We start from the raw sequence: 18,711 nt of genomic DNA on the forward strand, positions 1-18,711 counted from the left end.
TCCTCCCGGCAAAGCAGACACTCAGGGCGGTCCGACTTCACAGGCCAACACCAGAGCCCAGAACTCCGAGAAGTCGTTGACCACCACATCCGGCTTATCCGGGTGTTTGTGGGTACCCGGAAAAATCTTGTTCAGCCAGGGCAGATCCCACTGGGCCCCGTTGAAGAATACCGAGGTCAGGCCCGCGCGCTTGGCGGCAATAACGTCAGTCGTGCTATCGCCCACGTACCACACACTCGGGTCGGGCGGGTAATCCAGTTTCTGGACCGCCAGCAGCAGTTGATCCGGGTGGGGCTTGCGCAGGGGTGTATCGTCGCCGCAGACGTCGACATCAAACAGATGCGTCCAGCCGGTATCCTCCACCGCCGCCAGTTCGTGCTCGAAAAACTCGCGGTCCCGGTTGGTAATGACACCCACCTGGATGCCCAGCCGCCGTAACCCTTCCAGAACTTCGCGCACCTTCGGCTCAAACGCCTTCACGGTACCGTAGTGTTTCCGGTAGTGGTGGTTGAACGCCTGGTGGGCAATCTGCTTGGCTTCCTGGTCATCCCCGAACAACACCTCAAAGATATCGGTTCGGGAAATCTTGCGGTCTGCCTTCACCTTCGGATGCAGCTTCGCAAACTCCCGCACGTAGGCCACCAGCTTCACATCTTCCGGGGTTTTGCTGTCTTCCGGCGCCACCATACGGTCCATAAGCTGCAGCTTGTGGAAATCCGGCAGCATGTCGTCCACCGCGTGGTACATGGCGTCGAGGGTATCTACCAGGGTGGCGTGCCAGTCGAACAGGATGACTGCCGGACGGATGAGCTTGACCACCGCCGGGTGCCAGTCCGGCTCAATTCTCGGCTCGGGTCGCTTTGGCGGCGGAAAGGGCCGGGGTCGAACCTCGGCAGGCGTCTGCTCGAAGGCCTCCGGCTGGCTCCGCTCAAGCAGGGCTAAAAGGTCCATGAGGTCCTCAAAGCTGTCCAGAATGGCCGCCGGCGCGTCCCGGTGCGAAAACCAGCTGTCGATCCGGCCGGATTCCCAGCAGGCGCCGTTGTAGAACACGCCCGAGACGCCGGCCTTGTTGGCGGTGAGCATGTCGACGTAGCTGTCGCCGACATACCAGGCCGTTTCATCCGCTGGCAGACCGAGCTTTTCAAGCGCTTTGAGAATCACCTCCGGATCGGGTTTATACTCGGTTACGTCGTCGGCACACACCGTGGCATCAAACAGGTTCCGCCATCGGCCTTCGTCCACCGTCTGTAATTCCCGATCCAGAAACTCCCGGTTCCGGTTGGTGGATACCGCCAGCCGGATACCCATGGCTTTCAGGGCGGAGAGATACTCATAGGCGCCGGGCTGGAACGGTTTTACCTGCCCGAAATAGCGGCGATAGGCCTCGTTGTAGGCCTTGTGAGCGATCAGCTTGGCTTCTTTGTCATCCCCGAAGATGGCGTTGAAAATATCGGTCCTCGACACCCGGCGCTCCGCCAGAATGCGCGGATGCAGGCGCCGGAAGATACGGATGTAACGCACCAGGCGGGCATCATCCGATGTTCGGCATTTATCCTCCGGCAGCAGCCGCTCCACCAGCCCCAGATCCTCCAACTGCGGCAACATGTCTTCCATAGCACTGAACATGGCATCGTGGGTGTCTACCAGGGTGCCGTGCCAGTCGAAAATCAGCACTGACGGCGCTGAAATGGAATCACAGAATCGGGCCATGCTCCGCCTCCATCAGAAGTTTCCTGAAGCCGGCCTTGAAATCCGCCGCCGGGCCGGCAAAACTCGGCGGTACTGACAAGAAAGATAAACCCGGTTTCCAATGCGTGCACGCATCGAGTCTGATCCATGCCAGTATCGAGCTACCTGCTGCCCTATGATTTTTCACCGCTGACCCTGCTCAGTTATATGCTGGTGCTCGGGTTTTATGGTGTCGGGCTACTGAGGATGCCGGAGCAGGACCGGCCGGGATCGGGCCGCATCATCACTTTCACGCTCGGGGTCATGCTCTGTTACGCGGTGATGCAGACCCGATTTGATTACTACTCCCAGTACATGTTTTTCGTCCATCGGGGCCAGCACCTGATTCTTCACCACCTGGGGCCGATCCTGATTGCGCTATCTAACCCTCTGCCGGTGATGCGATTCTGGTACCAGAAGATTTCACCGTCTGTACGCTACTGGCTGCAGCCGCTGGGCTGGATTTACCGGCTGCTGCAGCAACCGGTTATCGCTTCGGTTCTGTTCGTGGGACTGATCTACTTCTGGCTCTGGCCGCCCATCCATTTTGACGCCATGCTCAGCCGGCAGCTCTACTGGATCATGAACTGGAGCATGCTGCTGGATGGCCTGCTGTTCTGGTGGCTGATCTTTGATCCCCGCTCCCCGGCCATCACCAGTGCCCTGGGCTACGGCAAACGTATACTCCTGCTGGCGCTGGTGGCGATCCCCCAGATGATTCTCGGGGCCTGGATCGTGTTTTCCCGTGGCATGGTTTATGACGTCTACGAAGTCTGCGGCCGGGCCTGGCCCATGCCCCCGGAAACCGACCAGTTACTGGGCGGTCTGCTGACCTGGATTCCCCCGGCCATGATGAGCATCATTGGCATCCTGATTGTGCTCCGCCGGGCCATGCACGAAGATGGCAAATTCCCCAAAAGCCGCTCGATGGCAGGAGGAAACGCATGAACAGAACGCTGCCACTATGGCCTGTTTTCGTTGCCCTGATGCTCGCCGGCTGTGCCGGGAATGAGGAAAGCTGGCATGGCAAGGACATCTCGGGCCTGATGCCCAGGCTCCAGTTCCAGCTCCAGGGCACCGACGGAAACACTGTCACTCCCGCAGACTCGCAGGGCAACATCCGCCTGGTGTATTTCGGCTTCACCTCCTGCCCGGATGTCTGCCCGACCACGCTGACTGATCTGCGCCGCTCGGTTCAGCAACTTCCCGAAAAGTATCGGGACGACGTCACCACCCTGTTCGTAAGCGTTGACCCGCGCAGGGATACCCCGGAACGCCTGGCCAGTTACGTGAATTTCTTCGGCGATCGGGTCGTTGGCCTGACTGCAGAAGAACCCGCGCTTCGAAAACTCGCCAAACGCTACCGGACCACCTTCGGTTACGACGAACCCGACGCCAGCGGCAACTACAACGTTTCACACAGCAGCGCCGTTTACGTTTTCGATCGCGACGGCAACGCCCGGCTGCTCCTGCGACCCGGACTGTCGCCAGAGCAGATCAGTGAAGATCTGGCCCAGCTGGCACAGGGATCACGCTCCTGATACCCATACCTGTCGCCGCCTCGGGCGCTGATCCCGCCCTGCGGAGCAGACGTAGAAAGCCCTACATCCCGAATGGAAGACACTGGTGCCCCATAAGAAACTCAATCTCCCGGAGAAAACCTGCCCGGTCTGCCAGCGCCCGTTTGCCTGGCGCAAAAAATGGGCGAAGGACTGGGAAAATGTTCGCTACTGCAGCGAACGTTGCCGGCGCGAGCGGAACGCACTCTCATGACCACCGTGGTGTGGTTCAAGCGCGACCTGCGTACCCGGGATCATGCCCCCCTGGTGGCAGCGGCCAGCCTGGGCGAACCGGTCATACCGCTGTATGTGATCGAGGACGAATACTGGCAACTGCCGGACACCAGCGGCCGTCAATGGGCGTTTATCAGAGACTCCCTGGACGATCTTGACCGGCAGTTGCGAAAGGCCGGCAGCCGGCTCCTGGTGATGAGAGGGTCGGTGATTGATACGCTGAAACAGCTTCAGGCCAGGCAAGACGTCAAACGCGTGTTCTGCCACCAGGAAACCGGCGGGCACTGGACCTTCGAGCGAGACAAGGCAGTCATTGGCTGGTGCTCGGAAAACCAGGTGGAATTCCGCGAGTGGAACCAGTTCGGTGTGGTTCGCCGCTTGGGCGACCGGAATGTCTGGGACAGAGCCTGGACCGAGCTGATGCGTCAGCCGTTGCTAGAGGCCCCAGCAAGAATACCGGAAATGAAAGGCATCGAGGGCGATGCCAGTGGCTACGACAGCCGGGACTTCACACTGCCTGATAGCTGCCCGGACCGCCAGGTTGGCGGCAGCGCGAGAGGCGAAAAACTGCTCGCTTCTTTCCTGGATCGCCGCTGCGTCGGCTACCAGTACAACATTTCCAGCCCGAACACCGCGGTCAGGGCCTGCTCGCGCCTCAGCCCGCATATCGCCTACGGCACCGTCAGCCTGAGGGAGATTTACCAGGAGGCCAAGGCCACCGGCAATCACCGCAATACCCTGCCCCGGAAAAAGAAAAGCCTGACCAGTTTCCGGTCGCGACTGCACTGGCACTGCCATTTTATCCAGAAACTGGAGGACGAACCGGAGCTGGAATTCCGGGCGATGCACCGGGAAATGGAGGCGCTAAAAACCGGGCCCAATGATACCGAACGCCTGCAGCGCTGGCAGGAAGGCCAGACGGGCTGGCCCCTGGTGGACGCCAGCATGCGTGCCCTGAGTCATTCGGGCTGGATCAACTTCCGGATGCGGGCCATGCTGATGGCGATCGCCAGTTACCAGCTGTGGCTGCACTGGCGCGATCCCGCCCTTCACCTGGCCCAATTGTTTACCGATTTCGAGCCGGGCATTCACTACTCCCAGACACAGATGCAGTCCGGCCTGACCGGAATCAACGCCCTGCGCATCTACAACCCGGTGTTGCAAAGCCGGAAACTGGACCCCGATGGCGAGTTCATCCGGCGCTGGATACCCGAGCTGGCCGGCGTGCCCAGTGAAATGATCCACACACCCTGGCTGATGACACCGGCCCAGAAAGAGCGTTATGGCGGCAACACCTACATCTCACCGGTGTGTGACCATGAGCAGGCCGCTCGGGTTGCCCGCAAGGCGGTTGGCGACTTTCGCAAGCAGCATGTCAGCAAGACAGAAACAGACCGGGTGCTGTTACGCCACGGCAGTCGCAAGGGACCTGTCCAGAAACGCCCCGGCGTGCCAGCGAAGCAGCAGCCCGATCAATTGTCACTCTTCGACTAGAGGGCACAATCACATCATTTGCGGTTCATTTGCCGTTGATGCTCCAGCATTTGCTCCATCATCATCTGCATCTGGTTCATCCGGTTCTCCATCATCTGAAGACGCTGCTCGTTGTCCATCCCGGGCCCGCCAGAGCGATTGCTCTGGGCATTACCAGACTGCTTTTTACCCTGGCCCTGATTATTCATCATGCCCTGGCCGCTGCCCATCATTCCCTGACTATTGCCCATCATGCCCTGGCCCATCATCCCGGGCCCCATCATGCCGCCACGCATCATCTGCATGTGCTCCTGCATGTACTCCATGTGCTGCTCGCGCAGTCTCTGGCGTTCAGCGTTGGAATTGGCGTTCCGCATTTCCTGCATCATGGCCTGCATGCGTGCCATGTTTTCATTCATCTGCTGCACTTGTTCCTCAGTCATCATGCCGCTGCGAGGCATTTGCCCCGGGTTTCCCTGGGCAAAAGCGAAGGCAGGCAAAGCAACGAGCACGGAACACGCTACGAAACGGGTTAATCTGTTCATGAAATCCTCCTTATAGGCTGCAACTTTGTGCATCCTTATCAGTAAAGACCATGAAACTGAATTGAGGCTGAAAAAGGCCCCTTGAACCCCGTTTAAGTCCTCTCAGGTTGATCTGTGTCATCCAAATGCCCGGGGAGATCATAACTCTCATTGTGATACCCTGCATTCAGGCTTTGCCTTGATGACAGGACTTAAGGCAACCGTCCATTTTCCAGGTCGTGTCTGGGGTATCATGCGATGAAAATCGGTGAATTGGCGAAAGTCACAAACATTCCCGTTGAAACCATCCGCTACTATGAAAAGATCGGCCTGCTGCCGGAACCGAATCGAGACAGCAGCGGCTACCGCTCTTACCGTAACGCTCACCTGGACCGCCTTCTATTCATTAAACGCTGTCGCAACCTGGACATGGCTCAGGACGAGATCCGCGAGCTGATCGGGTTGGCCGAACAACCGGAAGCAGACTGCAGCGATGTTGACGCCCTGCTTGCCCGCCACCTGACTCACGTGCGCGAGCGATTGAAAGAACTGGCGAGCCTGGAAGAGACCCTGGTGCGGCTTCAGGAAGCCTGTACTGATGGCAGAACGGTCCGGGAGTGCGGCATTCTTGGCGGCCTGAATTCCGAACTCGGTGCATTGGAGCCAGAGGATCGCCACAACCACGTACCCGGTACCCATGGCCCCGGCCAAAAGTGACCGGTGTTAAAAATTTCGGCAACAACTGTTGACCCTGTAGCAACTACAGGGTTTTAAATAGAGGCATTCGAATACAGGAGGTCTTTATGGCGTGCAGTTGTTCTGCCCCCGAACCCAAATCCCCTGCCCCGGGCTTTCGCAAGGCATTATGGATTGCGTTGTGGGTGAACCTGGCCATGTTCGTTGTCGAGGGCGTCGCCAGCCTGTCATCCGGTTCTGTCTCACTGATGGCGGACGCTATCGATTTCTTCGGCGACAGCGCCAACTACATCCTCTCCCTGACCGTGCTTTCCATGGGAATGTTGTGGCGCGGCCGGGCAGCCATGGTCAAGGGTATTACCATGACGGCATTCGGCCTGGTGGTCTGGGCACGGGCAGTCTGGGTGGTGCAGGCGGGCATAACACCAGAGCCGCTGACCATGGGTGCGGTTGGCCTGCTGGCACTTGCCGCCAATGTAAGCGTGGCCGCAATGCTGTTCAAATTTCGTGAAGGGGATTCGGACATGCGCTCGGTCTGGCTGTGCAGCCGAAACGATGCCATCAGCAACATCGCCGTTATGGTGGCTGCGCTCGGCGTGTTCGGTACCGGAACCGCCTGGCCCGATCTGATTGTGGCGGCCATCATGGGCACGCTGGCGATTACAGCCGGCATCAGCGTAATGCGCCATGCCCGCAGCGACATTGCCCAAGCCAGGGCCAGTGAAGCGCAACCGGCAGCTACAGCATCGAGCAGCCGCTAAAACGCCAGGGAGATCATTACCGGGATAAACGCCAGGGCAAACAGCGTGGTAAGCAACACCGTACCCGCTGCCTGCCTCGGCGAGGTATCCAGCAGCGTGGCGATAACCACGGTGTTAGCAGCAATCGGGGTGATCGAGATGAGGAACATGGCCTTGTGAACCGCTGGCTCGTATATGCCCAGCACTGCTGAATCAACCCACCAGAACACAATCGCCACCAGTGGCCAGATCACGAACTTCCCGAAAAACGCCAGCGCGGTGAAGCGGACATTGCCCGCCAGCCCACGAAAGCTGGTGATGCTCATGCCGATGATCATCATGCCCAGAATGCTGTAGGCCCCACGCAGGTTATCGAACAGTGGCACGAAGATATCGGGAATCCCAACACCCGCCAGATTCAGCGCAACCGCCGCCAGGAAGGCATAGACAGACGGAAGTTTCAGCACCCGCCAGAGCGCATCCTTGATGCTGTAGCGCCCTCTCGCCGCCAGATAGAAGCCCACGGAGTTCTCGAACAGCGTGGTGCCCAGCATGCACACGATGTAGAGCCCGAGCCCCTCTTCACCGAACAGCAACAACGCAACCGGCACCCCGAAGTACCCGGTGTTACCGGAACCCACACACAGGGGAATGATGTTGGCACTGCCGTCGGAGAGCATCCTCTTGGCCAGCTTTAATTGCACAATTCCCAGAACAGAAGAAATCCCGAATACCAGAAAGGGCAGCAAGATGACTTCGGGAGAAAGCGGCGCTGCCATAACACCGGAAAACACCACGGATGGTGTCACGATGTAGAGCATGATGCCGGCAATATGGCGACCACTGGCCTCAAGATAGCGACCGGCGATCCAGCCCAGTGCGACGGTCACATAGAGCGGTATAAGCTTGAAGAAAAGGGCAAGGGCTGCAGCCATCGGAACTCCGTGAGGCAAGGGTAAACTTCCAGCGACAGGAGGCGGAGTCTATCACTGAACTTTCACCGAATCGCGATATCGACTCAGTGAAAAAGCCTTAATGATTTAAGTCATTTCAAAAGATTCTTCTCTGATACCATAATCGAGGTGACACTCATAACAGGGTCAATGCCATGAACAGTATTTTCAGGCCAGACGTCTCCTCGGCTCCATGCATGCTGGGAGAAAACAACCCGGATATTGTTGAGCAGGATGCCGCACCAGAGTCGGCAGCCCTCCTGCATGGCTTGAGCCGGGTATTCGGTATTCGTCTGGCGGGCCATGAAAATGATCCGGACGCCCGGTTTCTGGCAGACCTTGCACGCCTGTTCCACCTCAGACGGGTAGACCCCGAAATTGCACTGGAAAAACACGATAAACCCTGGGCAAACGTTTACCTGATTCAGTACGGCATACTCCGGCTTTTCCGGGAATCGCCAAGCGGCAAGATGTCGGTGCATCATTTCTTTTCCGAAGGCGATATGGTCTGGCCGGTTTTTGGCCGAACCCGCACGGTGCGCAATACCCTTTGCCTGACTACGGTCACGCCGCTGACCACCTGGGTGGCCGACTTCTCGGCTTTCCGGTCGGCGATCCAGTCTCATGGAGAGGGGCTCTGGCCCCAGTTCGCCCTGGCACTGACAGAAGAAATCGCAGAGCTCACCAGCATGAGGGAATTCCGCAAGCACACAATGCCGGCCCGTGACCGATACCGGTTATTGCTTGAGGAATATCCGGAGCTGGTCAAACGGGTGCCGGACAATCAGCTGGCGTCATGGCTCGGTGTTGTGCCGGCGACTTTTTCCCGTCTCAAAACCGGAGCCGCAAGAACCTGACTGTGAAGGTGAGGCTCCAGACAGTGCTGCATAAAAAAGGGCAGCAAGCTCTCGCCTGCCGCCCTGAAAAACGCTCAACGCTTTGCTAAAACCTCAGTATCATCCGTGCAGCTTTACTGCCAGTTCGGCAACGTGCTTACCCTGGAAGCGGGCAATGGCGAGTTCCTTTTCACTCGGTTGCCTGGAGCCGTCGCCACCAGCGATGGTTGAAGCGCCATAGGGCGTCCCGCCATTCACTTCAGAGATATCGAAGAACTCGGGAATGCCATACCCGAGGGGCACAATCACCATGCCGTGATGAGCCAGGGTGGTCCAGAAAGAGCTGATAGTGTGCTCCTGTCCGCCCCCGGTGCCGGTCGACGTGAACACGCTGGCTACTTTGCCGTGGAGCTTGCCTTCAGCCCACAAGCCACCCGTCTGGTCCAGAAAGGTACGCATCTGGCCCGCCATGTTTCCGAAACGAGTGGGCGTGCCGAAAATCACCGCATCGTATTCTGCCAGTTCTTTCGGATCAGCCACTGGCGCTTCCTGATCCGCCTTTCCGCCAGCACTTACAAATGCTTCGTCGCCCATTGTCTCGGGCACGCGCTTGATGGTTACATCGACGCCGTCAACGCCTTTAGCGCCGTCGGCAATGGTGTTTGCCATCGTCTCGATATGGCCATACATGGAGTAATAGAGCACAAGTACTTTTGCCATGAGAAAAACCTCCCGTGTCTTTAAATCGATATACGGATGTTAACCAGAGGCAGACTCGAGAGAAATCGGAAGTTTTCCGACAGGTTATTCAGTTTTTCTGAACAGCCTCACAGGATGGTCACTCTCGGCCATTGCGTACACGTGTACGCTCAAGTATTTTAATGGCATGACATATCAGGAAGACCATTCAGTGACAGCGACAGCAACTCCATCCCCGGCACCCAATACCCATCACCGCATTGAGGAATGGCTGAACAGTGCCACCCACGGGCTCGGAGCCATCCTGAGCATTATCGGCACTGCGGCCTTGATCATTGGCGCCAGCCAGTTCGGGGATGCCTGGAAGATTGTCAGCTTCAGTATTTTTGGCGCTTCGCTGATCCTGCTATACCTGGCCTCTGCCCTGTATCACGGTGCCCGGCGACCGGAACTGAAAAGCGCCTTCAAGACCCTGGATCATTGCGCCATTTTTCTGCTGATCGCCGGCACCTACACGCCGTTCCTCCTGGTAAACATGCGCGGCTCAGTGGGCTGGACGCTGTTTGCGGTGATCTGGTCACTGGCGATTACCGGGGTGGTGCTGAAGGTTATTTTCAAGAACCGGTTCAAACTGGCGAGGGTCGGCATCTATATCGCCATGGGCTGGTTGATCACTTTCGCCTCGTCCGATCTGGTGGCCAACCTGAGTGAGACCGCCCTGAACCTGACGATTGCCGGCGGCGTTGTCTACACCGCCGGCGTCGCCTTCTACCTGGCTGACCGCATACCTTACATGCATGCGATCTGGCACCTGTTCGTGATCGGCGGCAGCGCCTGCCACTTCAGTGCCATCTACTATGGCGTGCTGCCTCACATCGCTTGAAGCAGTCCCGGCAAGCGGACTCAAATCAAGCTCGGCACGGATCTAAACCGACGGAAATGAGTGGCTACCTCCACTGCGCTAACCTCCTGAACACCTACCCACTTCGAGATATCACTATCGCATCTTTTTGATTAAATTGAATTTTACGGCGCACAAACGGACCAAAATGTTCGCCGGAAAACGGACCCGCTGACACCTCATTTTGTCCTTGAGCAATATCAAGAATTAGCCCCCCTCCTGCTTTGCACAATGGCACAAAGCCCTGAAGCCTCTGCCCGGAGGCAAAGGGGTATGCAAACCGAGGAGCACGAATCATGGCTAACAGTACAGCGAGCGCCGGCCACATCGGCGCGAGGAACAGGACCAACGCAGACATCGAACACTGGGATGTCGAAAGCGAAGAATTCTGGGAACGGGAAGGCAAGCGTATCGCTTCCCGCAACCTGTGGATTTCCATACCCAGCCTGCTGATGGGCTTTGCCGTCTGGCTGATGTGGGGAATGATCACCACGCAGATGAAGAACCTGGGTTTTCCATTCACCATTGATCAGCTGTTTACCCTTTCTGCGATCGCCGGCCTGTCCGGGGCCACCTTGCGGATCCCGGCCTCGTTCATGATCAAGATTGCCGGCGGGCGAAACACAGTGTTCCTGACCACCGCCCTGCTGATGATTCCTGCTGCCGGTACCGGCATCGCCCTGATGAACCCAGACACACCGTTTATCATGTTCCAGGCCCTGGCACTGCTCTCCGGTATCGGTGGCGGAAACTTTGCCTGCTCCATGAGCAACATCAGCACCTTCTACCCGAAAAGCAAACAGGGCTATGGCCTGGGCATGAATGCCGGTCTCGGTAACTTCGGTGTCACCACCATGCAGGTGGTCATCCCACTGGTCATGACCGTGGGCATCTTCGGCGCTCTCGCCGGCGACCCGATGCAGCTACAGAGCCCGAGCGGCACCTTGATTGGCCGCATTGAAGCGGGTACCGATACCTGGATCCAGAACGCCGGCTTTATCTGGCTGGTATTCCTCATTCCGCTGGCGTTTGCCGGCTGGTTCGGCATGAACAACCTGAAAGTGGTTACCCCGAACCCGGGCAACCCGCTTTCAGCATTTGGCAAGATTCTCGGACTGTATGGCGTGGGTATTCTCGCTTCTATCGCCGGCGTCTGGGCTCTCAGCGTACTGAACATGTGGTTGGCCCTGCCCCTGACCATCGTGCTCACGCTGATTCTTCTGCGACTGATCCCCGGCGATATCAAACCGAACATCCAGAATCAGTTTGCCATCTTCAGCAACAAGCACACCTGGTCCATGACCGTGCTCTACATACTCACCTTCGGCTCATTCATCGGCTTCTCCGCGGCCCTGCCGCTGTCCATCAGCGTTATCTTCGGCAACATGATGGACGTCGCAGCCGACGGTACCGTGACCCGCGTGGTGAACCCGGATGCGCCAAGCGCTTTGACCTGGGCCTGGATGGGACCGTTTGTGGGCGCGCTGATTCGCCCTGTAGGCGGCTGGATTTCCGACAAGGTGGGCGGCTCCATCGTTACCCAGATCATCTCGGTTGTGATGGTCGCAGCCTCTGTGGCGACCGGCTATGTAATGATGCTGGCCTACAACTCCACCGATCCGAACGCCTACTTTGCGCCGTTCCTGATACTGTTCATCATCATGTTTGCGGCCAGTGGCATCGGCAACGGTTCCACCTTCCGCAGCATCGGCTTCATCTTCAACCAGCAGCAGAAAGGTCCGGTTCTGGGCTGGACCTCCGCGGTTGCCGCCTACGGCGCGTTCATCGCTCCCCGGGTCATGGGCCAGGAAATCCAGGCCGGCACCCCGGAAGTGGCCATGTACGGATTTGCGGTGTTCTACGCCCTCTGCCTGGTGGTTAACTGGTGGTTCTACCTGCGCAAGGGCGCGTACATCAAGAATCCCTGATACCACGCTCCTAAAAACAGCCGGCGTCCGTTAAGGACGCCGGTTTTTTTATGCCTGCTCTCTACTGAAGGCTCCCGCCTCGACTGCCTCGACCGGACGAAATGACGCAAACGCCGGCAAATGCTAGATTCAGAATATTGGATTTAATCCCGACAGAACCAGGGAGCCTGCCATGTCCTTCGAAGAGCTGTTCGACGCAAGCTACGAGCGCGTCCTCAAGAGTCCACCTGAGCTACCTGACTTCTTTGAAGCCTTCTATCGCCGGTTCCTGATGTCTTCACCTGAGGTCCGGGTACTGTTTCGCAACACGGATATGGCGGTTCAGCGAAGCATGCTGAAGAAATCCTTTTTCAGCCTCGTGGCCTTTTACGCCAGCGGCAACGTTGACAATGTCCTCCATCGAATTGCCTGCCTGCACAGCGCCCGCCATCTGAATATCAAGCCCTACCTATACGACCTCTGGCTCGAATGCCTGACGGACACCGTATGGGCCTATGATCGGGAGTGCAGCGACGATATCGAACTGGCCTGGCGGTTGGTACTGAGTCCTGGAATCACATACATGAAATTCGGATACGATCATTTCTGACTTGAGGTGAGCACCAGATCCAGTTTCCCGTCAGATCCGATTTGCAACAAGACCTGCGCCCGAGCCGCGTGAAGACCAACAGTGATCCCCGAAAGACTCCCCTTCCAACTAAAAAAGGCCGCCGGGCAGTGCCTCGGCGGCCTTTTCTTCAATAGTGCAGGGTTAGCTGGTAGCCGCAGCCTGTCGACGCCGCTCTTCCTCTTCGATCTGGAGATCCACAGAAGACACCTGATACTCGTCGGCAAACCCGGATTCCGGCTCTTTCAGCCACATGATGCACAGCAGCCAGCTGATGAACGCGCCACCGGCAATGATGTAGAAGAATTGAGTCGGGGTTACGAAGGTGAAGATGGTGAGGTACACAACCGCGCCCACATTGCCATAAGCCCCGGCCATGCCTGAAATCTGGCCTGTCAGGCGCCGCTTGATAGAGGGAATAATACCAAAGGTTGCGCCCTCGGCACCCTGTACGAAGAAGGAGGTGAATACGGTAATGCCCACGGCGATAATCAGCGGCCAGTTGGAGTTCATCAGACCCATGAGCGCGAAGCCGACGGAGATGCCGAACATGTAGCTGAGCATCACGAACCGGCGGTTACCCATACGGTCTGAAACCAGGCCACCCATCGGGCGCGCCACCAGGTTCACGAAGGCGAAAGAAGCAGCAATAAGGCCGGCGGCGGTCGCACTCAGGCTCCAGGTTTCCTCGAAGAACATCGGCAGCATGGAGACCACGGCAAGCTCGGCGCCGAAGTTGGCGAAGTACGTGCTGTTCAACGCGGCCACGCTGTTAAACGGGTACTTGTCGTCTTCCGGCACGCCCTGTTTCAGCAAGGGAACGTTTACCCTGAGAATCTGGATAATCTGGTAACACACGATTGCGACAATCACGGCGTAGCAGATGAAGGCGCCGGTGGCACTCAGATAGCCCATGTTCTCGATGCGCCATACCAGAATGGCCAGAACGCCCACCAGCGGGATGGTCCAGAGGATCAGCTTGATCATGTCGACCCAGCTGCTGACTTCCAGCGCCACGGCCTTGCGGGGCTTGCGGTGGACGGTGCCTGCCGGGCCGTCGGTAATCGCAAACCAGTAGTAGACACCATAGGCCGCCATCACGATCGCGCTCTGGGCGATGGCCCAGCGCCAGCCGTCTTCACCGCCATACATGTGCAGCGCGATGGTTGGCAGTGTTATGGCCGCCGCGGCGGAGCCAAAGTTGCCCCAACCGGCATAAAAGCCCTCGGCAAAGCCGATGTCTTTCGGCTTGAACCACATGGCAGTCATGTGGATACCCACCACGAAGCTGGCACCAATGGAGCTGAGCACCAGACGGCTGACCAGGAGCTGAGTCATGGTGTTACCAAACGCAAACACCAGGGCCGGGATGGACATCAGGACCATCAGAACGGAAAACACACGCCGTGGACCAAAACGGTCCAGGGCCATGCCCACGATTATCCGGGCCGGAATGGTTAATGCCACGTTGCAGATGGCAAACAGGCGTAGGTCATCGGCGGTCAGCCAGTCGACGCTTTTGAGCATACTCGATGCCAGCGGCGCCATGTTGAACCACACGTAAAAGGTAATGAAGAATGCAATCCAGGTCAGGTGCAGTGCCCTGACTTCCGGATTCTTGACGTGGAAAACGTCTGCGACTTTCATGTCAGCCTCCCTGGGCTTTCAATTACAGAAACGGTTATGGCCAGACTTAGCGGCTGGGCAGAATGAGAAGCGGGCACTGGATGCGGCGGGCGAGGAAGGAACTCACACTGCCGAAGGTCATGTAATCCAGTTCGTCCACGAAATAGGTCAGTGAGCGGGCAATAAAGCCGCCATCGGGCTCATGGCTGTGACGTGCTATGACCAGCATGTCGGGATGGATCTTCTTCTCCGCCGCGAACAACAGCATCTTTCTGGGGTCACCCTCCAGAAGCATGTTTTCAGCAGAGATCTGTTCCTGGCTGCAAACCTCCATGGCCTCGGCAAGATGCTTCTTGAGATCGGCAACTTCCTGCTGGAACATATCCTCGTTTCCGGAGGTGATGTCCCGTGGGTTTTCAGCAACTGCGACCAGAGTGATCACAGGTTTGAGGTCGCGGAACATGGTGATGGTCTGTGCCAGTGCCAACCTGGCATTTCGCGAGCCGTCGTAGGCAATCATGATTTTCATTTCTGGGTTCTCCCGAAGGCATTTTCCGGTGCCCTACTCGAGGGCAGATCAAGGGACATCCATTGATATCTGTCAGCATTAGCCCACACTCCGATGCCGCCCATAATTGACGTAAATCAACGCTGGCAGCGCGTACCCCACGAGAGAAATCAAGGATCTATCCCTCTCCCATCAAAATCCCGGAATTGCCTACCACCACTGCACCCAGCAGGAGGTACCTCCAATGCCCCGCACCCGAAATCCCGGGTTTTGATAGGGTTTCAGAGGTGCTTTCAAACATCCTCGATCAACATCCGGAAGGAGGTACGCATGGCCATCAGCCCGTCAAAACCCGAGCAGTATCGCGCCCTGGGTCTGTCCACGTTCGCCTTCACCCTGTGCTTCGCTGTGTGGACCATCTTTTCCATCATCGGCATCCGGATAAGCGAGGATCTGGGTTTATCGGATACCCAGTTGGGCCTTCTGATGGCGACCCCCATTCTCACCGGCTCCATCAGCCGACTCTTCCTGGGCATCTGGACAGACCGGTACGGTGGTCGCTGGGTCTTTGGCATACTGATGCTCACCACCGCTGCCTGCGTTTACCTGCTGACCTTCGCAACCACCTACATCATGCTTCTGGTAGGGGCTCTTGGCGTTGGCCTGGCCGGTGGCGCATTCATCGTGGGCGTTGCCTACACAGCGGCCTGGTTTGAGCCGGCACGGCAGGGAACGGCGCTGGGGATTTTTGGTGCAGGTAACGTTGGGGCGGCGGTGACGAATTTCGGAGCGCCATTCCTGCTGGTCGCATTCGGCTGGGAAAGCACTGCCCAGATCTACGCCACGGTGCTGGCAATCATGGGTGTTGTTTTCATCGTGTTGGCCAAGGAAGACCCGATGGCCGCCGAGCGCGCGGGCGAAAAGGCAAAGTCCTTCATGGAGCAGATGGAGCCGCTGCGGGAACTGAGGGTCTGGCGGTTTGCCCTGTACTATTTTTTCGTTTTTGGCGCGTTCGTGGCCCTGGCACTCTGGCTGCCGCACTTCCTGATCGGCGTTTACGGCCTGGACATCAAAACCGCCGGCATCATTGCGGCGCTCTATACCATCCCAGCGTCCCTGTTCCGGATTCTCGGTGGCTGGATGTCGGACCGTTTCGGCGCCCGCCGGGTAATGTACTGGACCTTCGGAGCGTCGGTTCTGTGCACGTTTCTTTTGAGCTACCCGCCCACCGATTATGTGGTACAGGGCATTGATGGCGATATCCGCTTTACCTTGGCCATGAACCTGCCCATGTTTGTAGCCCTGATCTTTGTCCTCGGCTTTTTCATGTCCCTGGGCAAGGCCGCCGTATACAAACACATTCCGGTTTACTACCCCATGCACGTCGGCGCAGTGGGCGGTGTGGTCGGCATGATTGGCGGCCTCGGCGGATTCATCCTGCCGCTGACATTCGGCGTGCTGAACGATCTCACCGGGATCTGGCAGAGCTGTTTCATGCTGATGTTCGTGATCGTCGCCGCTGCCCTGGTGTGGATGCACTACGCAATCCGGTCTGCCGAGCGGGTGGAATGGGCCGCCAACGAGGAAAGAACGGACTTGCCGGAATTGGCTTCGCCACAGTTGTTTTACCCGCTGAACCGCAAAAAGCCGAGAGAACCGCTGGCGCCACCGCCAACCGCGGGACGCTCATGAAGCGTTTCACCCATTACGCCTTGTTGCCCCGCACAGCGGGGCTTTTTCGTATAATTGCCAGGTGCGATGAGGCAGATCCGGAAACAAGGATGAGACATCATGACGAAGTGGCTGGTTAAATCAGAACCTGCAGAATGCGGCATCGAGGATTTTGCCAAGGCCCCGAACGGTGTAATCCCCTGGGATGGCGTGCGCAACTACCAGGCCCGGAATTTTCTGGCGCGCATGGCAGAGGGTGACGAGGTCTTTCTTTATCACTCCAGCTGCAAACACATCGGGATAGCCGGTATCGTAAAGGTCGTTCGCAGCGCCTATCCAGATCCGACCCAGTTTGATCCTGAATCGCCCTATTTTGATGCCAAGAGCACCGCTGAGAAGCCTCGCTGGCAAGCCGTGGACATGAAGTACGTTCGCTCCCTGCCGAAACTGATCCCGCTGGATAAGCTTAAATCCATGGCCGGGCTTGAGGACCTGCCTTTGGTCCGCAAGGGTAACCGGCTCTCGGTGATGCCCGTGAGCGAGGAGGAATGGCAGATCATCCTGGGCCAGGCTGGCTGACACCAGGGATCTGCCATCAGCTCGTCACTCGTCGTGGGGAATCGGGTCCGGGCTGCGATCCCAGCCCACGAGAGCCAGGGTTGCCACCACGCCTATCAACAGCCCCATCCATGGCTCAAAGAACGCCAGAGCAGCGCCGATCAGAACCACCGTACCCCTTGAGGCATTGTCCCTCGGGATCGACATGGCAATGTAAGCACAGGCAAAACCGGTCAGCACGAGAGTCAGCGACAGCGCAACACCCAGCAGCGGTTTGAGGCCGGTCAGCAGCGGCAACAGGAAGAAGATGAACGGCAGGCCCATCAGGTAGTAGGAGGCCAGGCCGCTGTGTAAGCTGTTCATGGCCTTCGGCCCCTGCTTCCAGCGCTGCACCACAATTACATGTACGCCGGTCCACACCGCTCCCTGGGTCGGGAAGAAGGGCGCCACAATACCCATGATGGCGTTACGGATCGACAGGGAGAAATGGGTGCGGTTCAGGTTGATATCCACGTGCTCGTCCTTGCGCACCTTCAAGCCATCCCGCAGCACTTCATTCCCGGTGACCAGATCGCCAAACAGAATGATGTAGGCAATCAGTGCCAGCGGAATACTCTGGAGAATCATCTCCTGGGACGGCCAGCCGATGGCCAGTGGAGAAACCTTCGCCAATGCCTCGCCCAGTGGTGGCACCAGAATTCCCCATTGAATATCGAAATCCACCTCGCCAACCAAGGGCCCGACGATGGCCGCGGCCAGAAAGCCCGGCAGCAGGCCCAGGGCTCCCAGCATAAAGAAGAACCGGCTGCGCTCCTTGAGCTTCTGCATCGGAATGGAGAACGTGAATATCAAACAGATGGCACAGGCAAGACCCGTGGCGATGGGCTGTTCAAGCAGAAAGCGCTCGGCATCGTCCACGAACACCCGCTTGAGCGCAGCTATCGACGCCCCGAGAATGATGCCGGCCTTGAGCGTATCGGGTAGCCAAATCACAAAGCGACGACCCAGGCCGGTTATCCCGAGAAAAAGGACAAGCGAGGCAAACACCAGGCTCAGCGCGGTCATCGCCTGGAACCGGCTGACCGGGTCCTCGTAGCCCCCTATTACAAACGCCAGAATCAGGGGCAACGCGGGGGTAATCCAGCCGCCAGCGTAGGGCTCGCCGAAAACAATCACCGCCGAGGCAATCAGGGAGGCATGGATCATCGACAATGCGACGGCTTCTTCAAAACTGAGGCCGAAGAAGGCGGTCATTACGGGAATCAATGCCAGGCCTGTAGCGGCTGAAACAAACAGCCCTTGCAGGAACTCGGACCAACACAGGCGCGTGTGGTAAAAGGGCACGCGGAACGTGAACGGCCCCCAGCGCCAGCCGGCTAACTCCGGTCTATCTTCCATGGATTGTCACTCGCTTTTTGGTTTTATTGTTTGCGACTTGATTATGGGAAGGGTTTGCGGATCGCACGAATG

19 protein-coding genes are annotated in these 18,711 nt (G+C 57.9%); 12 read left to right on the forward strand and 7 right to left on the reverse strand.

Annotated elements, in window-relative coordinates; genetic code table 11:
• Positions 1 to 21: 21 nt before the first annotated feature.
• Positions 22 to 1,710, reverse strand: coding sequence for an HAD family hydrolase (locus AC13DD_RS17330; protein WP_482931525.1), 1,689 nt, complete (start codon positions 1,708 to 1,710; stop codon positions 22 to 24).
• Positions 1,711 to 1,836: 126 nt separating this feature from the next.
• On the opposite strand from AC13DD_RS17330, the gene AC13DD_RS17335 reads away from it, so the two are divergent.
• From AC13DD_RS17335 to AC13DD_RS17350, 4 genes are all read left to right on the forward strand, one after another.
• Positions 1,837 to 2,676, forward strand: coding sequence for a cytochrome c oxidase assembly protein (locus tag AC13DD_RS17335; protein WP_053112963.1), 840 nt, complete (start codon positions 1,837 to 1,839; stop codon positions 2,674 to 2,676).
• Positions 2,673 to 3,269, forward strand: a complete 597-nt coding sequence (locus tag AC13DD_RS17340; protein ID WP_008175432.1) for an SCO family protein — start codon at positions 2,673 to 2,675, stop codon at positions 3,267 to 3,269. Before AC13DD_RS17335 ends, AC13DD_RS17340 begins: the two co-directional genes overlap by 4 nt.
• An 85-nt stretch (positions 3,270 to 3,354) precedes the next feature.
• Positions 3,355 to 3,501, forward strand: coding sequence for a DUF2256 domain-containing protein (locus AC13DD_RS17345; protein ID WP_008175434.1), 147 nt, complete (start codon positions 3,355 to 3,357; stop codon positions 3,499 to 3,501).
• Positions 3,498 to 5,015, forward strand: a complete 1,518-nt coding sequence (locus tag AC13DD_RS17350; RefSeq protein WP_482931526.1) for an FAD-binding domain-containing protein — start codon at positions 3,498 to 3,500, stop codon at positions 5,013 to 5,015. Before AC13DD_RS17345 ends, AC13DD_RS17350 begins: the two co-directional genes overlap by 4 nt.
• Before the next feature lie 14 nt (positions 5,016 to 5,029).
• Here the strand turns inward: AC13DD_RS17350 and AC13DD_RS17355 are convergent, their stop codons facing one another.
• Entirely contained in the window at positions 5,030 to 5,539 is a 510-nt protein-coding gene (locus AC13DD_RS17355) for a hypothetical protein (protein WP_241956213.1), read from the reverse strand.
• Between the two features lie 237 nt (positions 5,540 to 5,776).
• On the opposite strand from AC13DD_RS17355, the gene cadR reads away from it, so the two are divergent.
• Together cadR and AC13DD_RS17365 are read left to right on the forward strand one after the other, a co-directional pair.
• Positions 5,777 to 6,235, forward strand: coding sequence for a Cd(II)/Pb(II)-responsive transcriptional regulator (cadR, locus tag AC13DD_RS17360; protein ID WP_062781132.1), 459 nt, complete (start codon positions 5,777 to 5,779; stop codon positions 6,233 to 6,235).
• 86 nt (positions 6,236 to 6,321) lie between these two features.
• Complete coding sequence (locus AC13DD_RS17365; protein ID WP_062781130.1) at positions 6,322 to 6,975, forward strand: cation efflux transmembrane domain-containing protein; 654 nt, start codon at positions 6,322 to 6,324, stop codon at positions 6,973 to 6,975.
• On the opposite strand, the gene AC13DD_RS17370 is transcribed toward AC13DD_RS17365, so the two are convergent.
• Positions 6,972 to 7,889, reverse strand: coding sequence for an AEC family transporter (locus AC13DD_RS17370; RefSeq protein ID WP_104270725.1), 918 nt, complete (start codon positions 7,887 to 7,889; stop codon positions 6,972 to 6,974). The two genes, AC13DD_RS17365 and AC13DD_RS17370, sit on opposite strands and share 4 nt — an antisense overlap.
• A gap of 173 nt (positions 7,890 to 8,062) precedes the next feature.
• Here AC13DD_RS17370 and AC13DD_RS17375 point away from each other — a divergent pair, with 173 nt between their 5' ends.
• Complete coding sequence (locus AC13DD_RS17375) at positions 8,063 to 8,764, forward strand: Crp/Fnr family transcriptional regulator (protein WP_092032076.1); 702 nt, start codon at positions 8,063 to 8,065, stop codon at positions 8,762 to 8,764.
• Between the two features lie 99 nt (positions 8,765 to 8,863).
• On the opposite strand, the gene wrbA is transcribed toward AC13DD_RS17375, so the two are convergent.
• On the reverse strand, positions 8,864 to 9,463 hold the full coding sequence (gene wrbA / locus AC13DD_RS17380) for an NAD(P)H:quinone oxidoreductase (RefSeq protein ID WP_092032079.1): 600 nt from the start codon (positions 9,461 to 9,463) through the stop codon (positions 8,864 to 8,866).
• 166 nt (positions 9,464 to 9,629) lie between these two features.
• On the opposite strand from wrbA, the gene trhA reads away from it, so the two are divergent.
• The 3 genes from trhA (at position 9,630) to AC13DD_RS17395 (ending at position 12,860) form a co-directional block, all read left to right on the forward strand.
• A complete protein-coding gene (gene trhA / locus AC13DD_RS17385) occupies positions 9,630 to 10,325 on the forward strand; it encodes a PAQR family membrane homeostasis protein TrhA (protein WP_482931527.1) in 696 nt (231 codons plus the stop codon).
• A gap of 314 nt (positions 10,326 to 10,639) precedes the next feature.
• Complete coding sequence (locus tag AC13DD_RS17390; protein WP_092032085.1) at positions 10,640 to 12,271, forward strand: MFS transporter; 1,632 nt, start codon at positions 10,640 to 10,642, stop codon at positions 12,269 to 12,271.
• A 172-nt stretch (positions 12,272 to 12,443) separates the two neighbouring features.
• Positions 12,444 to 12,860, forward strand: coding sequence for a globin family protein (locus AC13DD_RS17395; RefSeq protein WP_092032087.1), 417 nt, complete (start codon positions 12,444 to 12,446; stop codon positions 12,858 to 12,860).
• Positions 12,861 to 13,022: 162 nt separating this feature from the next.
• On the opposite strand, the gene AC13DD_RS17400 is transcribed toward AC13DD_RS17395, so the two are convergent.
• Positions 13,023 to 14,525, reverse strand: coding sequence for an MFS transporter (locus tag AC13DD_RS17400; protein ID WP_062781114.1), 1,503 nt, complete (start codon positions 14,523 to 14,525; stop codon positions 13,023 to 13,025).
• A 46-nt stretch (positions 14,526 to 14,571) separates the two neighbouring features.
• Positions 14,572 to 15,033, reverse strand: coding sequence for a universal stress protein (locus AC13DD_RS17405; RefSeq protein WP_092032089.1), 462 nt, complete (start codon positions 15,031 to 15,033; stop codon positions 14,572 to 14,574).
• Between the two features lie 309 nt (positions 15,034 to 15,342).
• Here AC13DD_RS17405 and AC13DD_RS17410 point away from each other — a divergent pair, with 309 nt between their 5' ends.
• Both AC13DD_RS17410 and AC13DD_RS17415 read left to right on the forward strand, forming a co-directional pair.
• Positions 15,343 to 16,704: an MFS transporter gene (locus AC13DD_RS17410; RefSeq protein WP_092032090.1), complete on the forward strand. Its 1,362-nt coding sequence runs from the start codon at positions 15,343 to 15,345 to the stop codon at positions 16,702 to 16,704.
• Positions 16,705 to 16,803: 99 nt separating this feature from the next.
• Entirely contained in the window at positions 16,804 to 17,262 is a 459-nt protein-coding gene (locus AC13DD_RS17415; protein ID WP_092032093.1) for an EVE domain-containing protein, read from the forward strand.
• A 24-nt stretch (positions 17,263 to 17,286) separates the two neighbouring features.
• Here the strand turns inward: AC13DD_RS17415 and AC13DD_RS17420 are convergent, their stop codons facing one another.
• Positions 17,287 to 18,639, reverse strand: a complete 1,353-nt coding sequence (locus tag AC13DD_RS17420) for a hypothetical protein (RefSeq protein WP_092032095.1) — start codon at positions 18,637 to 18,639, stop codon at positions 17,287 to 17,289.
• Positions 18,640 to 18,711: the final 72 nt, after the last annotated feature.

Source organism: Marinobacter sp. L-13 (genome assembly GCF_056857715.1).